Source organism: Nostoc sp. (assembly GCF_036917575.1).
Lineage (GTDB): Bacteria > Cyanobacteriota > Cyanobacteriia > Cyanobacteriales > Nostocaceae > Nostoc.
In genome coordinates this window covers 444,042-460,520 of record NZ_JBALDC010000050.1, presented here as the reverse complement: position 1 = coordinate 460,520, position 16,479 = coordinate 444,042, and the positions used below count along the sequence as shown (strand labels likewise).

Annotated in this window: 8 protein-coding genes; 3 read left to right on the top strand and 5 right to left on the bottom strand. The window is 40.9% G+C overall.

Translation table 11 applies throughout. The features are described 5' to 3' along the window. Nucleotides 1–29 precede the first annotated feature (29 nt). Together V7K79_RS15365 and V7K79_RS15360 are read left to right on the top strand one after the other, a co-directional pair. Nucleotides 30–6,095, top strand: coding sequence for a hybrid sensor histidine kinase/response regulator (locus V7K79_RS15365; RefSeq protein ID WP_335048857.1), 6,066 nt, complete (start codon nucleotides 30–32; stop codon nucleotides 6,093–6,095). 218 nt (nucleotides 6,096–6,313) lie between these two features. Then, nucleotides 6,314–8,407, top strand: coding sequence for a prolyl oligopeptidase family serine peptidase (locus V7K79_RS15360; protein ID WP_335048856.1), 2,094 nt, complete (start codon nucleotides 6,314–6,316; stop codon nucleotides 8,405–8,407). Nucleotides 8,408–8,472: 65 nt separating this feature from the next. On the opposite strand, the gene V7K79_RS15355 is transcribed toward V7K79_RS15360, so the two are convergent. Further along, the gene (locus tag V7K79_RS15355) at nucleotides 8,473–9,012 is read right to left on the bottom strand and encodes a hypothetical protein (RefSeq protein WP_335048855.1); all 540 of its coding nucleotides are present in this window, start codon (nucleotides 9,010–9,012) and stop codon (nucleotides 8,473–8,475) included. 413 nt (nucleotides 9,013–9,425) lie between these two features. After that, nucleotides 9,426–9,893: a hypothetical protein gene (locus V7K79_RS15350; RefSeq protein WP_335048854.1), complete on the bottom strand. Its 468-nt coding sequence runs from the start codon at nucleotides 9,891–9,893 to the stop codon at nucleotides 9,426–9,428. A 364-nt stretch (nucleotides 9,894–10,257) separates the two neighbouring features. Here V7K79_RS15350 and V7K79_RS15345 point away from each other — a divergent pair, with 364 nt between their 5' ends. After that, nucleotides 10,258–13,074, top strand: a complete 2,817-nt coding sequence (locus V7K79_RS15345) for a M16 family metallopeptidase (protein WP_335048853.1) — start codon at nucleotides 10,258–10,260, stop codon at nucleotides 13,072–13,074. 153 nt (nucleotides 13,075–13,227) lie between these two features. Here the strand turns inward: V7K79_RS15345 and V7K79_RS15340 are convergent, their stop codons facing one another. From V7K79_RS15340 to V7K79_RS15330, 3 genes are all read right to left on the bottom strand, one after another. Next, nucleotides 13,228–14,244, bottom strand: a complete 1,017-nt coding sequence (locus V7K79_RS15340) for a sulfate/molybdate ABC transporter ATP-binding protein (protein ID WP_335048852.1) — start codon at nucleotides 14,242–14,244, stop codon at nucleotides 13,228–13,230. 549 nt (nucleotides 14,245–14,793) lie between these two features. Then, on the bottom strand, nucleotides 14,794–15,141 hold the full coding sequence (locus V7K79_RS15335; RefSeq protein ID WP_335048851.1) for an SH3 domain-containing protein: 348 nt from the start codon (nucleotides 15,139–15,141) through the stop codon (nucleotides 14,794–14,796). Nucleotides 15,142–15,197: 56 nt separating this feature from the next. Further along, a complete protein-coding gene (locus tag V7K79_RS15330) occupies nucleotides 15,198–15,950 on the bottom strand; it encodes a L,D-transpeptidase (RefSeq protein WP_335048850.1) in 753 nt (250 codons plus the stop codon). Nucleotides 15,951–16,479: the final 529 nt, after the last annotated feature.

Below are 16,479 nucleotides of genomic sequence, written 5' to 3'. Positions count from 1 at the left end.
AATGACTAATGACTCTTGACTAAAAAACTATGCTGCCGGAACAACAACAGCGGATTTTGGGTTACTTTATTGAAGAAGCCAGGGATCACCTGAATACCATTGAGCAGGGCTTACTGAATTTAGAGGGTACCCTGAACGACCCGGAAATGATCAGTGAAGTCTTCCGGGCGGCTCACTCCATCAAAGGAGGAGCGGCGATGCTTGGATTGAGTAGCATCCAGCATACCTCCCACCGTCTGGAAGATTGTTTCAAAATTCTCAAAGATAATCCGGTTCAGATTGATCAAAAGTTAGAGTCTTTATTTCTTGGTGTTTCTGATACCCTAAAATCGCTGTTAGAGCATTTGAGTGGGCCTTATGGTCTTTCTGAAGATGCAGCTAATACTTTGATGTCAGAAACTGAGCCAGTCTTTCAATGGCTGTATCAGCATCTGGAACTACTTGTAGAACAAGCAAACAGTGGAGTAGCCAGCACTTCTAAGGCAACAGAACTTACAACCTCTACAGAGAATGTCTCTACACTGACAGAACTTTTCCTGCGGCAAGATATTCCCAGTTCGGCAGAAGACACCCATCAGGAATCTCCAGACTCGGTAGCACCCCACGAGGCGCGAGACGCTCGCAGAGTCGTTAACGCTGCGCTAGATGCTCGCGGACTCGCTAACGCTATGCTATCGCCAGTCACCGCTAAAGAAAATAATAACTGGAGCGAGTTTCAAGCCCAAGTGCTGCAAACACTGCGGGAAATGTTGCAATTATTTAAGCAAGCTACAACACCTGCAACTCGGCAAAACCTCCAGCAATGCTGTCACCAGTTAGTAAAACTTGGTGAAACTTGGAATTTGTCCAAGTGGTGTGGTTTGTGTCAAGCAGCAGCCAGTGCGATCGGCAATTCCGAAAATACTTATCTGACTTTAGCTAAAATTGTCATTACCGAAATCAAACAAGCTCAAGAATTAGTTCTGCAAGGTAGAGAAGCTGAAATTGCAATTAGTCAGCAACTAGAAGCACTTTTGAGCTTTGCAGAAATTGAGTTATTAGAAATTACCCCTGATTTGTTTGATGAACAGTCTGCGGCTTTCACAGAATCCAAACCAATTGTATCTGCTAACACCGAGCCTTTTGTCATAACTAACCTAGCCCAGACAACTGAAGAACTGAATCTAGACAACGATAGTAGCGATAGTACAGCATTAGCGAGTTCAGGAGCGTCTAGCTACGCCAACGTCTCCGAAGAACGCCCCACTTTTAAGTTACAAGGAACACCATTAAACGAGAGCAGAAACACTAGTCTTACTTTCACCACACATGACGAAGCACATCCAATCAGTAACAATCTTGACCCCAATGGCCCAGAAGTAGGAATAGCTGAGTTAAATACCCTTGCCGATTTATTTGACGGTGAGACTCCCGAACTAGATGAAAGTTGGCATCAAGAAGAAACCTTAGATATTGTTGCTATCGATGACTTTGGAATTGATTTGAGTAGGACTGAGGCTGAAGAGGCTCATAACGATTTATCTGATTTACTCTCCTTTAATGAAGATATAAGCAACACGTTGCACCCAACAACCACACCCACAACAGAAGATTTATCCCTGTTATTTGGCGACCATTTCCTAGAAAAAGATAATTCAGAACCGCAAAATCAACAAACATCTGCCACACCTCTAGAGTTGAGCGATATTAATGAATTTGAGATAATTTTAGACTCAGATTCTTCCGAAATTTTACAAGAATTTATTGATATTCCTAGTGATATAAACCAAACCAATAGTGAAATTGTCCAAAATAGTGAACTCGAAGATTTATTGACACTGGGGTTAGATGATGAACTCTTGCCAACAAGCAAAGTTACTCAACCAGAAACTGAGCCGTTCAACAGGTTGGAACTATCTACTAATCAACAAAACAATTTTGATAACTTATTCTTAGAAACTAAAAATGTAAATTGGGTAGAAGAAATTACCCCTAGTGACTACATAAAATTACCTCAGCCAACAGACATGTCTTTGGACAACTTGTTTGCTGAAATGGAAGAACAGCCACAACTATCGACAAGTGAACTAGAAATCAGTGATTTATTTGATACACCTCCAATAACCGAACCTGAGTTTTCTCAATCAGAAAATGATCTGAGTAACTTCTGGAATCAGGGAACCACAGAAAAAAAGGATGAATTCGATTCCTTAATTGAGCAGAATCGAGAAAGGGCATTAGATGAAAGTTTCTTTACTGCGGCGGCTGATGACATTTTTGCTGATAATCAGCAGTCCATACCTTCTCCTATAGTCAGTTTTGATATAGAAGAAGATTTTGATATCAATTTCCAGCATCAAGAACAGCTAGATTTGATATTATCAGATTCTGGAGATAATTTATTTGATGAATTAACATCAAGTAGTTTAACTAGTTATCCAATAAACAATGATACCTCCACGCCTGAAATAGCTTTGTTAGCGCAGCATCCGGAGGAAGAAATTCTCAGACCACAACAACCAGAATCTTTAGATGTTGTTCCAGAATTTACTAATCAGACCCCAGATATATCTGCTGTTAATCTAGAAGCTAATTCATTAGGCTCTTTTGATAAGAATCCACAACTGCTGTTTGAAGATGTTGCTACAAATGAATTGACCTATATTCAGATGGACACCACAGAGAATACTGTGCATGAACTATCAAAAACCATTAGCTTTGGGGAAAATTCAGATTCAGCATCACCTGAAGAACAGCCAGGTGATTTGTTTGGCTCTTTCGATGAAAATCCACAACTGCTGTTTGAAGTCGTCGCGACAAATGAATTAACTTTTATTCAGATGGACACCACAGAGAATACTGTGGATGAACGATCAAAAACCATCAGTTTTGGGGAAAATTCAGATTCAGCATTACCTGAAGAACAGCAAGGTGATTTGTTTGGCTCTTTCGATGAAAATCCACAACTGTTGTTTGATGATGTTGCTACAAATGAATTGACTTATATTCAGATGGACACCACAGAGAATATTGTGGATGAACTATCAGAAACCATCAGTTTTGAGGAAACTTCAGATTCAGAACTTTCTCCAGCACAGCTAGATGAATTGTTTGGCTTTTTCGATGAAAATCCACAACTGCTGTTTGAAGTCGTCGCGACAAATGAATTGACTTATATTCAGATGGACACCACAGAGAATACTGTGGATGAACGATCAGAAACCATTAGCTTTGGGGAAAATTCAGATTCAGCATTACCTGAAGAACAGCCAGGTGATTTGTTTGGCTCTTTCGATGAAAATCCACAACTGCTGTTTGAAGTCGTCACGACAAATGAATTAACTTATATTCAGATGGGCACCACAGAGAATACTGTGGATGAACGATCAGAAACCATCAGCTTTGGGGAAAATTCAGATTCAGAATTTTCTCTAGAACAGCTAGATGATTTATTTGACTCTGAAGATGTCGCGACAAATGAATTCACCTATATTCAGATGGATACCACAGAGAATACTGTGGATGAACTATCAAAAACCGTCAGCTTTGGAGAAAGTTCAGATTCAGTATCACCCGAAGAACAGCCAGGTGATTTATTTAGCTCTTTCGATGAAAATCCACAACTTCTGTTTGGAGATGTTGAGACAAATGAATTGACCTATATTCAGATAGACACCACAGAGAATACTGTGGATGAACTATCAGAAACTATCAGTTTGAGAAAAATTTCAGATTCAACCCAGCCAAGCCCAGAAGTTTTAGAAAATGAGGAAAATAATAATTTAGAAACTACCTTTGATTTAAGAGAAAACACATTTTTTGAAAATAATTTATTATTTCCAAAAACCACTGAAATAGTTACTCAAGAAGATGAATTTGCAGACTTGGCAGCATTATTAGGAGAGGAAGTAGCACCTATCCCCAAAGCTAAGAAGATACCAGAAGTAGATTTTGCTGCTCTGGAAGAATTGCTAAGTACAGATAACAATAGCAATGTCTACGACGGGCCAAGCCAACGCCAGCCTTTCAAGACTCAACCAGTCTTAGCTAAAAATGCTATTCCATCACCATTCATAAAAGATGAATTTGGTGACTTGGAGAAGTTGCTGGCAGAAGCGAATCAAACAATATCCTATTCTCCTGTAGTAAAATCAAACACCAGCAAAACTACTGGCCCCTCTACTCGTAGGGCTACGAGATTTGAAGAAACGATGAAGGTTCCAGTTAAGCAACTGGACGATATGAGTAATTTAGTTGGGGAGTTGGTAGTAAATCGCAATACCTTAGAACAGGATCATGAACGACTGCGACAGTCATTAGATAACTTGTTGATTCAGGTACAACAACTATCAGATGTAGGTGCAAGGATGCAGGAGTTGTACGAGCGATCGCTACTAGAAGCGTCTCTGTTAGCTGGACGTAAAAAGAAAGACCCCGGCTTACAAGCCTCTGATTCCAATGCTGACAGAGGTTTTAGCGAGCTAGAAATGGATCGTTTTACTCCTTTCCATACACTCTCACAGCAGATGATTGAGCGGATTGTACGAGTGCGTGAGTCGGCTAGTGACATTGATTTTGTTACCGAAGAAACCGAACGAGTCGCAAGGCAGTTCCGCCAAGTAACCACCCAGTTACAAGAGGGATTAACTAGAGCGCGAATGGTGCCATTTGCTCAAACTATCGATCGCTGGCGGCGAGGAGTGCGCGACAACGCCATTAAGTGTGGCAAACAAGTAGAGCTGGTGATCGAAGGTGGCGATACCTTAATTGACAAGATGATTTTGGATCATCTTACCGATCCACTGACTCACATGTTGAATAATGCGATCGCTCACGGTATTGAAACGCCAGAAGAGAGGCAAGTTGCTGGTAAACCACCTGTAGGAATCATTACTATCCGTGCCTTCCACCAAGGCAACCAAACGATCATATCTGTAGGCGATGATGGCGCAGGTATCGATTCTGCAAGGGTTAAGGCTAAAGCGGTAAAGATTGGCATGATTACAGAAGCGCAGGCAAAAGCGATGTCTCGTCTGGAAGTCTACGATCTGCTGTTCCAGTCTGGTTTTACGATCAAAGACCAAGCAGATGAGATTTCTGGTCGTGGTGTGGGTATGGACGTAGTGCGCTCCGAAATTAGCGAAATTCGGGGAACAGTGAACACCGATTCTGCGATCGGTAAGGGAACCATCTTCACCATTCGTTTACCACTGACTCTAAGTATTTGTAAAGCTCTCTGCTGCGTCTCCGATCGCGCCAGGATTGCCTTCCCGATGGACGGTGTAGAAGATACGCTAGATATACCAGTCAAAAATATTCAGTACGATGCCAATGGGCAATCATTTATTTCCTGGCGCGATACGGTGTTACCATTCCGACCTCTAAAGGAACTTTTAACCTTCAATCGCCAAATCAGTCGCGGTAATGTCTATGGCGGCACCAGAGATGATGATATGGTTTCTGTGGTTGTGGTGCGATCGGCAAATACCCTGATTGCTCTACAGATTGACCTGGTATTGAGCGAACAAGAAATTGTAATTAAGCAATTTGAAGGACCAGCACCTAAACCCATTGGTGTAGCTGGTGCTACAGTCTTGGGTGATGGTCGGATTATGCCCATTGCTGACGTTCTGGAAATAATTGACATCTTCCAAGGACGGATTTCTACACAAACTGGTGGCAATTCTTGGCAACAGAAAGGGATTCCCACAGATACCTCTCCTACAAAGATTGACCCGACAGTGCTGATTGTTGATGACTCGATTACAGTCCGAGAACTACTCTCCCTAACGTTTAATAAGGCAGGTTATCGCGTAGAACAGGCGCGTGACGGTCAGGAAGCTTGGGATAAACTCCGCTCCGGTCTTCCTTGCGATATCGTATTTTGCGACATCGAAATGCCCCGCTGTGATGGTCTGGAGTTACTCTCTCGCATCCAGAAAGACTCCAACCTCAACCACTTACCAATTGCTATGCTTACCTCGCGAGGTGCAGACAAGCACAGACAAATTGCCGCTCAACTCGGTGCTAGTGGCTACTTTACCAAGCCATATCTTGAAGAAGCTTTACTTGAAGCCGCAGCACGGATGCTGAAAGGAGAGAAACTCGTTAGCTAAACCAACCAAAAGACTTAGATTTTAGGGAAAACTTTACGCGCTTCTACCTGCGTTAAAGCTGATACTAGTTATTCATAGTACAATTGTTCTATAAACAAAAATAGCACGTGTTGGTCCCGTCAAAAGCCGGGGCTTTCCCTTTGAGAACAATTAGAGTGAATACCCCAAGTCTTGGGTCTATCTTTGTAGTATGTAAAGAAGCACTTTGACCTAAGACTATGCCTTCTTCTAAAAAATCTCTCACTTACCCAACCAGCCATCAGAGCAATCAAGCTGATAATTACCACGGTACTTCAGTCGCAGACCCTTACCGTTGGTTAGAAGATCCTGACTCCGAAGAAACAAGAACTTGGATTGAAGCACAAAATCAAGTTACGTTTGGCTACCTGAGTGAAATTCCTGTTAGGGAAAAAATTAAACAGCGCCTCACCAAACTTTGGGATTATGAAAAATACGGTATTCCTTTTAAAGAAGGCGAATCTCTGCGAGACGGTTCCACCGAACGCTACTTTTATTTCAAAAATGACGGACTGCAAAATCAAAGTGTCCTTCATACCTTGAAAACCCTCGATGACCAACCCAAAGTTTTACTCGATCCCAATAAACTCTCAGAAGATGGTACTGTTGCTCTTTCGGGATTGTCAATTAGCGAGGATGGTAAACTTCTAGCTTATGGTTTATCCTCCTCTGGTTCTGATTGGCAAGAGTGGAAAGTCCGCGATGTTGAAACTGGTGAAGACCTCCAAGATTATTTGAAGTGGATTAAATTTTCTGGCGCATCTTGGACACACGATAATCAAGGTTTCTTCTACAGTCGCTACGATGAACCGAATGAAAAAACTCAATTAGAAGATGTTAACTATTATCAAAAGCTCTACTATCATCAACTGGGTAAATCTCAATCAGAAGACGTACTAATTTATCATCGTCCTGACCAAAAGGAATGGGGTTTTAGTGGTGGCGTTACTGAAGATGGACACTATTTAATAATTTCAATTTGGCTAGGTACTGACTCTAAAAATTTGGTTTTATTCAAAGATTTAACTAACTCTAATGCAGAAGTTGTAGAACTAATTAACCAATTTGAGGCAGATTATAGCTTTATCGACAATGATGATAGCGTCTTTTATTTTCGTACAGATTTAAATGCACCAAGGGGAAGGGTTATTGCGATTGACACCAAAAACCCTGCACCCGAAAATTGGCAAGAAATCATTCCGCAATCTGTGGAAACTTTGGAAAGTGTTGGTATACTTAATAATCAGTTCGTTGCTGATTACCTCAAAGATGCCCACACTCGAATCAAAATTTTTGACCTTCAAGGTGCATTTATTCGAGACGTAGAATTACCCGGACTAGGTTCAGCCGGAGGCTTTGGTGGTAAACGTTATGATACTGACACTTTTTATAGTTTTACGAGCTTTACCATACCAGGCACTATTTATCGCTACGACATGGTAACAGGAAAAAGTGAGGTTTTCCGCCAGCCGCAGGTAGATTTTAATCCTGATGATTACGAAACAAAACAAGTCTTTTATCACAGCCAAGATGGTACTAAAGTACCAATGTTTATTACGCACAAAAAGGGCATTAAATTAGATGGAAATAACCCTACTTATCTTTATGCTTATGGTGGTTTTAATGCTTCAATGACACCTGGTTTTTCAGTGAGTCTGTTGGTGTGGATGGAGATGGGTGGTGTCTATGCTATGCCTAATATCCGCGGTGGTGGAGAATACGGTGAAGAATGGCATCAAGCAGGAATGAAAGATAAAAAGCAGAATGTCTTTGATGACTTTATTGGGGCTGCTGAATGGCTGATTGGTAATAAGTATACTAAAACTGAGAAGCTAGCGATCGCAGGTGGTAGTAACGGCGGTTTATTAGTGGGTGCTTGTATAACGCAACGTCCCGATTTGTTTGGTGCAGCAATACCCGCCGTCGGCGTTATGGATATGTTGCGGTTCCATAAATTTACCATCGGTTGGGCTTGGACTTCTGAATATGGTTCAGCGGATAATCCAGAAGAGTTTCCAGCACTATATGCTTATTCGCCATTACATAACATCACACCAGATACAGCTTACCCAGCAACCTTAATTACCACAGCCGATCATGACGATCGCGTTGTCCCTGCTCATAGTTTCAAATTTGCTGCTGCTTTACAAGAGGCTCACGCAGGTGATGCGCCAACGCTAATTAGAATTGAGACTAAAGCAGGACATGGCGCAGGTAAACCCACGGCTAAAATTATCGAAGAAGCCGCAGACAAATGGGCTTTTTTGGTACGTGCTTTAAATGTTGAAGTTTAAAGGTTGATTTATTTGTAGGGTGCGTTGACGCAGTGTAACGCACCACATTATTTCCATAAGCTCAATTATTTCAGTGCATCTAAATTCAGAACAATTGACGGAGCATTAGCACTGATCAAGTTACCACCTTTGAATAAAAACTTGTCACCAATGACATTTTTTGTCTCTGGTGCATATTCCCAAGGATCTTGTGCAACCCAAACTACCTGAACTAGGCGTGTCCACATCCGATCTGTCTTCTCAGCAGTGGAAATAACTGTTTCCACCACATGAGTTACGCGATGACCATGATTGTAATGGTTTTGGCACAAGAGAATGCGATCGCCTTGAACTGCTCTCTTTGCATCCTTTTCTTTTCGTGCCAATATCTTATTGATTTCCTCTTCGCTTATTCCTTTCTTCTTGTCTTCGTTCATTGCCCAATGTAAATAGAAGGGAGGAGCATCAATTTTACAATATTCTTTGTAAGACCAGTGTTTTCTTCCACTAACAGTATGATTGACAAGCTTGAGGTATTTAATATTTAGATAATTACCAGTTGTTTCTAAAGAAGCTTCTTTGATTGGTGTCGTGAGTTGGATTTTTGGAGATAAACTTTGAGCCATAAAAGAATTACCTGACAAAGCAGGAGTCAAAACTACAGTTATATGGTTCCCTAGAATTATCCCTAAATTGCAGTAATAGGTATTAAAAATCAAACCTCTTTATACATCTTTGTTAATTCGTAAGTTTCCTAAACAAATTAAACGATAATTGTAGAGAATACGGGAGAGAGCGTAGTTTACCGCCGTAGGCATCGCCTAAATTACCTTCTGTTAAAATATATCTTAAAATTATTCATAAACTCTACTTCGATGCTGAATTAAAATCATCGCTTATTGATTTAAATTCTTATCTATTTCATAAATGAAACGATATTAATCTTGGCAAAGGGTGAAGGTAAACAATTATTTACTTTCACCCTTAATGTTTTGCTCCATCTAAGCAAAAGTTTAATATCTTTATCCTTCTTATATAGTTAAAACGCGACAGATTGGGCTGTACCAGTCAAATCTATTGTTGTATAGGTTTGTCTTTGCCCCTGGTTGAATTTAGGAATTACAGAAAAGAGGTTTGTTGTTGTGATTCCCTTAGTTTGAACTGGCGCTGAGATGCTTTTTCCAAGGTTTACACGCGGTAAGACCAAGGTAAACACGGTGTTACCTCTATCTACTGTCTTACGGATAGTTACAGTTACTAGTGTACCAATTTCTGTTTCTACACTACGGATCTGCTCAGTGCCTTGAAAGTTTAATGTCTGTTGCTTATCTGTATAGGTAAAAAGAGGCTTGCCAATAAAGCTTGTCGTTGAGTAAGTAATGCTGACATTCTTACCTTGAAACTGGTATAAGTTTGGTACTGCTTCTGAGGCTTGAGCTGATAATACAGGTATTGCTGTTAACAGCATACCTAATGTAAACGATCCAATTAAGTTTGTTGTTTGCATCTCTCAAAAAGTTGTTGCTTTGACGGAGATACCCGCTCTAATGGAATTACAACAGGCATCAAATCAATTTCAAAAAGCATATTCCGAAAATCGTGTCAAATGGAACACATTGTAAAGGTTGTTAATATACTTACTTATAATAATTTCTGAGATTACGTCAAAATTTTATCTGTAAATCTGATTAACCTCAGTAGATTTAACGATAAAAATCCAGATCACCATCTTAATTAACCAAACAAATTGCTTAAGCGACTTGTTAAAGGTAGGCAAACTTCCGCCACAGTCTACTAGCAACTTGAGTTAGATTTAGATTTTGAAATACCCTTTGGGGTTTTATTTTTAAATTGGAAATTTTGTATTGCTTATGAAACGGCGATCTTACATGCTTCTAGGATTTTTCTTCAGCCTGCTTTTAACTATCGTGCCTTTATCAGGCAATTTCACTAATGCTGCAACACCAACAGCAGTTACACCTGTCTCTGCTGTCTCATTCACTCAAGGAGTGCAAAAAACGGTATTAGACAACGGTTTAACGGTACTAACCAAAGAAGTCCATACCGCTCCAGTGGTGAGTGTGCAAGTTTGGTATAAAGTTGGTTCGCGCAACGAGGTTAAGGGAGAGAATGGCATTTCTCACCAGCTAGAACATTTGATGTTCAAAGGTACAAATGACCGTCCAGTACAGTTTGGACGGTTGTTTAGTGCTTTGGGTAGCCAGTTCAATGCTTTTACTAGTTATGACGAAACAGCTTACTTTGGCACAGTGCAGCGAGACAAATTAGAAGCACTGCTGACACTGGAAGCCGATCGCATGGAAAACTCCTTAGTTGGGCCTGAACAACTCACCAGTGAAAAGCGGGTAGTGATCTCCGAGTTACAGGGGTACGAAAATTCACCAGGTTATCGCCTGAGTAAGACAGTGATGCGAGCTGCTTTCCCCAATCGAGCCTATGGTTTATCGGTGGGAGGCACAAAAGCCGATGTAGAAAAATTCACGGTGGAGCAGGTACGGAATTATTACCAAACCTATTACAGTCCAGAAAATGCCACGTTGGTGATTACCGGAGATTTTGCCACAAAACCTGCACTCAAAGTTGTCCAAGAAACTTTTGGTAAGTTATCGCAACGAGCAAAAAAGAATACGCCACTCCATAATGCCAGCAGAGCAATTAATAATTCTTCGGCATCTTCTTCGATTGCCGACGCTTCCCCATCTACTCCTGTTGCGAAAAAAGCGCCAATTCTCCTCAAGCAACCTGGAAGTGCAGCACTATTGCAAGCAGTATATCCTCTGCCAGATATCAAACATCCTGATGTCCCAGCAATTGATTTGATGGATGCTATTCTCACAGGTGGGCGTAGCTCTCGGCTTTATCAGGCTTTGGTAGAATCTGGACTGGCGAGTTCAGTGAGTGGCAGTGCTGCTGAACTGATCGAACCGGGTTGGTATGAAATTAATGCTACAGCAGCTCCTGGTCAAGAGTTGGGTAAAATCGCCCAGGTACTCCAGGAATCTTTAGCAAAATTGCAACAGCAGCCTGTCACCTCAGAAGAGTTGAACCGAGCGAAAACGCAACTGCAAGCCTCGTATATTTTGGGAAATCAAGATATTACTAGTCAGGCTAATCAACTGGGATATAACCAAACGATCGCAGGGGATTATCGTTTTATTGAAAGGTATCTGGCTGCGATCGCTAAAGTTACCCCAGATCAAGTCCAGAAAGCAGCGAAAACTTACCTCAATCCGGCTCAACAAACTATCGGCTTCTTTGAGCCGACTCAACCAGATGGTAAACCAGGAACTTCTAACGCTGGCTCTGGACGCACTGTGGAAAATTTCAGCCCTGGTAAGCCTGTAGATCCAGCAGAACTGGCAAAATATTTGCCACCTGCTACATCAGAGACAGATTCTAATAAACAATCACTACCAGAAGAGTTTACCTTAAAGAATGGTTTGAAGGTTCTGCTGTTGAGCGATCGCAACCTTCCCACCATTAATCTGAGTGGACAAGTTGACGCTGGTACTGAATTTGACGGCAATCAAAAAGCTGGATTAGCGAATCTAACTGCAAATAACTTAATGAATGGGACGCAGACTAAAAATGCTCTGACCCTAGCAAAAACCTTAGAAGACCTGGGAGCTGGTTTGAGCTTCAGTGCTAGCCGCGAGGGAACTAGCGTTAGTGGTGAGGGACTTTCAGCAAATCTGCCAATATTGATTCAAACTTTGGCAGATGTGTTAGAAAACGCCACTTTTCCAGCCGATCAGTTAGAACTGAGTCGCCAAAGGGCATTGACAGGCCTGAAAGTCCAGCTAGATGACCCTAGAGGTTTGGGAAGACAAGTATTTCAGCAGGCAATTTATCCTGAAAATCATCCATTCCACAGCTTTCCCACAGCCGAGAGTTTAAAGACTATTACTCGTGATGATTTGCTTGGTTTCTACCAGACACACTACCGACCAGATACCACGACGATCGCAATAGTTGGAGACTTCGATCGAGTTAAGGTAAAAACTTTGCTAAATGAGGTGTTTGGTAAATGGCAAGCCACAGGTAAGCCACCTATTCTCAAAATCCAATCCGTACCATTTCCGCAAACTTTGACACAACTAAACAAAGTAATTCCCGGTAAAGCTGAGGCTGTGACATACATTGGCTACAATGGTATCTCTCGCAAAGATCCGCGTTATTATGCGGCACTAGTGCTAAATCAAATTTTGGGTGGTGATACCTTAGCTAGCCGCCTCGGTACGGAAGTGCGCGATCGCCAAGGTCTAACTTATGGTATATATAGTGGTTTTGCCGCCGGGATCAATCCGGGGCCCTTCTTGATTCAAATGCAAACTGCTCCTGGAGATGCTCAAAAAGCGATCGCCAGTACTCTCGCTTTACTAAAACAGTTACGCGAGCAAGGAGTTACTGAAGCTGAATTCAACACAGCAAAACGCTCAATTACCAATAGCTACCCTGTGGATTTAGCTAATCCTAGTAATGTATCAGAGATCATTTTGGATAATGCTGTTTTAGGGCTTTCACAGTCAGAAATCCGAGAGTTTCCTCAGCGGATTCAAGCAGTTTCTATGACTGATATGCAACAGGCAATTGAAAATTTAATTAAGCCAGAAAATCTGGTGATTGTCACTGCCGGCCCTGGAGATGCTGTAACCAAAGGCAACTAATTAGATCGGATAATACAGCAATCCTACTATGTGATTGGTAAAAATTCCAAGCTAAGATGCCCGACTTTTTTGAGAAGTCGGGCATCTTAATTAGACTATTGTTGACGAACTATTTCGGATTGCTAATTATTACCTCCTGCCCCCCTGCCTGATTCAAATTGAATAAGACACTGGAAAGGATTTTGCATCCTTTGGCTTCACATACACTCGCTGTAGAGGTTCTAACTTTAAGTCGTTAAAGCGATCGCGTGTTAAATGCGCCGTCAATACTTGTCCATCATCGAAAGTTAATTCCACCTGAATTTCCCAACCCAAATGTATCAATCGGCTTATCGTTGCAGGTGTAGTAGTACCGTTAGCGGTCTTTTCTAAAATCACATCTTGCGGACGCAAAAAGACTTGTGGGTGTGGCGCATCAAACCCGCTGCTTTGAAAAATCTTCGAGGTGCTGGGTAATACATTCACCGGGCCGATGAAGCTCATTACAAATGCCGTGGCGGGATTATCGTAAATTTCTGCTGGTGTCCCCACCTGTTCCACACGTCCTTTATTCATCACCACAACTTCATCGGAGACTTCCATTGCTTCCTCTTGATCGTGGGTAACGAAAACTGTGGTAACATGAACCTCATCATGGAGGCGGCGTAACCATGCCCGTAAATCTTTGCGGACTTTCGCATCAAGTGCGCCAAAGGGTTCATCTAGCAATAAAACTTCCGGTTCTACTGCCAGCGCCCTTGCTAATGCTACCCGTTGTCTTTGACCACCAGAAAGTTGTGATGGATAGCGATCGCCTAGTCCAGTCAATTGCACCAATTCAAGTAACTGTTCTACCCGTCCCTTAATTTTCTTTGGCTGTGCCTTACGAATTTCTAAGCCAAAGGCAATATTCTGCCTGACAGTCAGATGCTTGAATAGGGCATAGTGCTGAAACACAAAGCCAATATTTCGCTGTTGCACGCTTTGGTATGTAGCGTCCTTACCGGTAAGCAGGATTTTGCCGCTATCTGGCATTTCTAAACCTGAAATTAACCGTAGTAGCGTAGATTTTCCTGATCCCGATGGCCCGAGTAATGCAACTAGCGAACCACTCTTAATTTCTAGGCTGACTTGATCAACTGCCTTGAAACTCCCAAATTGTTTGGAAACGTTTTCAACTACTATACCCACTGCTACTATACCTCTGCAACTAAATCTACAGATCCTTGGTAGGATTACTGTGTCCTACATATACCATATATCGTTATTTATGGATGAACAAGATTTAGCTACCGCTGCTGCTGCAATCGAGGAAGCTACAATGAGGAGCGGGTTACAAAAATTATTTTGTAGTGGTTGTGCTGGCAATTTCTGATAGAAATTTACTTTTTATATCAGATAACATCCCGACGTTTAGATATTTGAAGTTTTCAAATGTCCTTACCTGTAGAAATAAGTCTCTATAGGGATCGCAGGTGATAGTCGATATAACCGTTTTTAAACCAAATTAAACACGCCTGATAAATTAAGCAGATAGGACTTGATTATAATACTATGAGAGTAATAAAAGAGCGTTATTTTATTAACTGAAGCTATGGCAACCTCTAATGCTATAGCCCTATTGAATCATTCGTGATAAACAAGATACCCCGACTTCTTTAAGAAGTCGGGGATATCGGTGTTGCAATTCTTATAAATCAAACAGGATTGCTATATCTAATACCTACTTACTAACAAGAATTAATCTGCATCTGCAACGGAGTATCCATTACAAACATAATCAGAACGAACCCAACCCGTTATTTCACCCTTTCTGATTCTAAACCACACAAAACTATCTTGACTATTTGTGCGATCTAGCACGTTAATATTCGTGTTATTGGAAAGTTCCGTAATCTTTCTATTACTCTTTCCAGGTCCGTTACGCAGTGAGAGATTACCATCGGACTCATTAGTACAAACATGAGCAGAATAACCTTCAGCAGATATAGAATTTCTGCCACCAATTCCGGGTCCGATTTCTTCTGCTGCTGCTGCTGGTAATATCGCAGTGATAATTAATGCACCTGCAAGAAAAAATTTCAACATGATTGATATCCTTTTTTAAGAAACGAATTTTGAAATTGAATTAAAAAAGTAAAAAATTACTGAATCATAACATCAAGAAATTCAGGTCTGTAAGCATAGACGTATTCCAACACCTGGCTCAAATCCTGACGGTTCGTTAATGCCACACATCCTGATGTACCGTCTTCGCCGTTGTTTTTCTCAAATGATGGATCGTAATGAATCCCCAAAGAAGAACGCCCAGTACTAAATAGGGGCTGTATGGGAAGAAAGCGATCGCCCGCTTCAGCAATTGAGCCGCGAGTAGTTGCTGTAGCAACTTTGTATATTCCGTTAGGTAATGGTGCTTCCGTTCCAGAGCGGTTACGATCTCTGGTTTGGGTATTCGCCCTTCCAGATACACTTATGTATCCACCAATCAACTGCCCATTTGCGAACAATTTCAATTCATAAAGTGGATTTCCTAGCAAATTTACTTGCCCTGTAGGCGTTAGAGTCATGTAGTTACTATTTCTCTGATACCCCAATCCAGTTGATATTTTTCGTGACTTCTGGTTATCCTTATTCAACTCCTGAATAGCTATATTTTTTGATAGATCAGATATAGAGCTTTCGGGTAATGGATAATTATTTTCACCAGACATAAAAGATTTTACAGGATTATAACTGTTGATTTTCTCTCCAGTAACTGATGCTAATTTATCTGCGAGATTGGTTTTTTCAGATGATTGTAATGAATTGATATTTGTTGGTACTTCAACTTCTGTATTTCCATTGCTACTTGCAATAGCTAAACAGGTTAAAGACATCACCATGTATCTAAAAAACATGAAATTTATTAACTTGTTTACCTGTTTTGAATATAAACTGGCTTTTTAGTCTATAGCCTCAGGAATAATTCTGATTTGTATAATTTTTGTTCAATTGTAATTTATGTAATTATTAGTAACTTTAAATTAATGTTTAGCTTTATATGGCAAGTAACACGTACAGAAAAATCTACTTAACTTAGGCAGAATAAAAATAAGTATTTTAATCAGAAAAAAAGGAAAAAAGTTTTCCAAATCGCTTTCTTAGGAATTTTTGGAACTTCCGAAATATCTCTTTTCCCAGGTAGTTTCACCACTAGCACCCCAATTTACTTAGATTTTAGTAGGAGATTTGCCGAATCTGACCCTAAGAAGTGCAGAATGTGGGTTAAACCCCTAGAATTTGGGAAATTTTCCATTAGCCAAATTCTCCATTCCCATCTCGCTTTTCGTATCGAAACATTAAGGAATATTGCATTTAAGCAGAAACCTGGAGGTAAAGCGCCAAATCACTAGAAAGACCGTGGTAGTATGCTCTCGGTAAATGTGA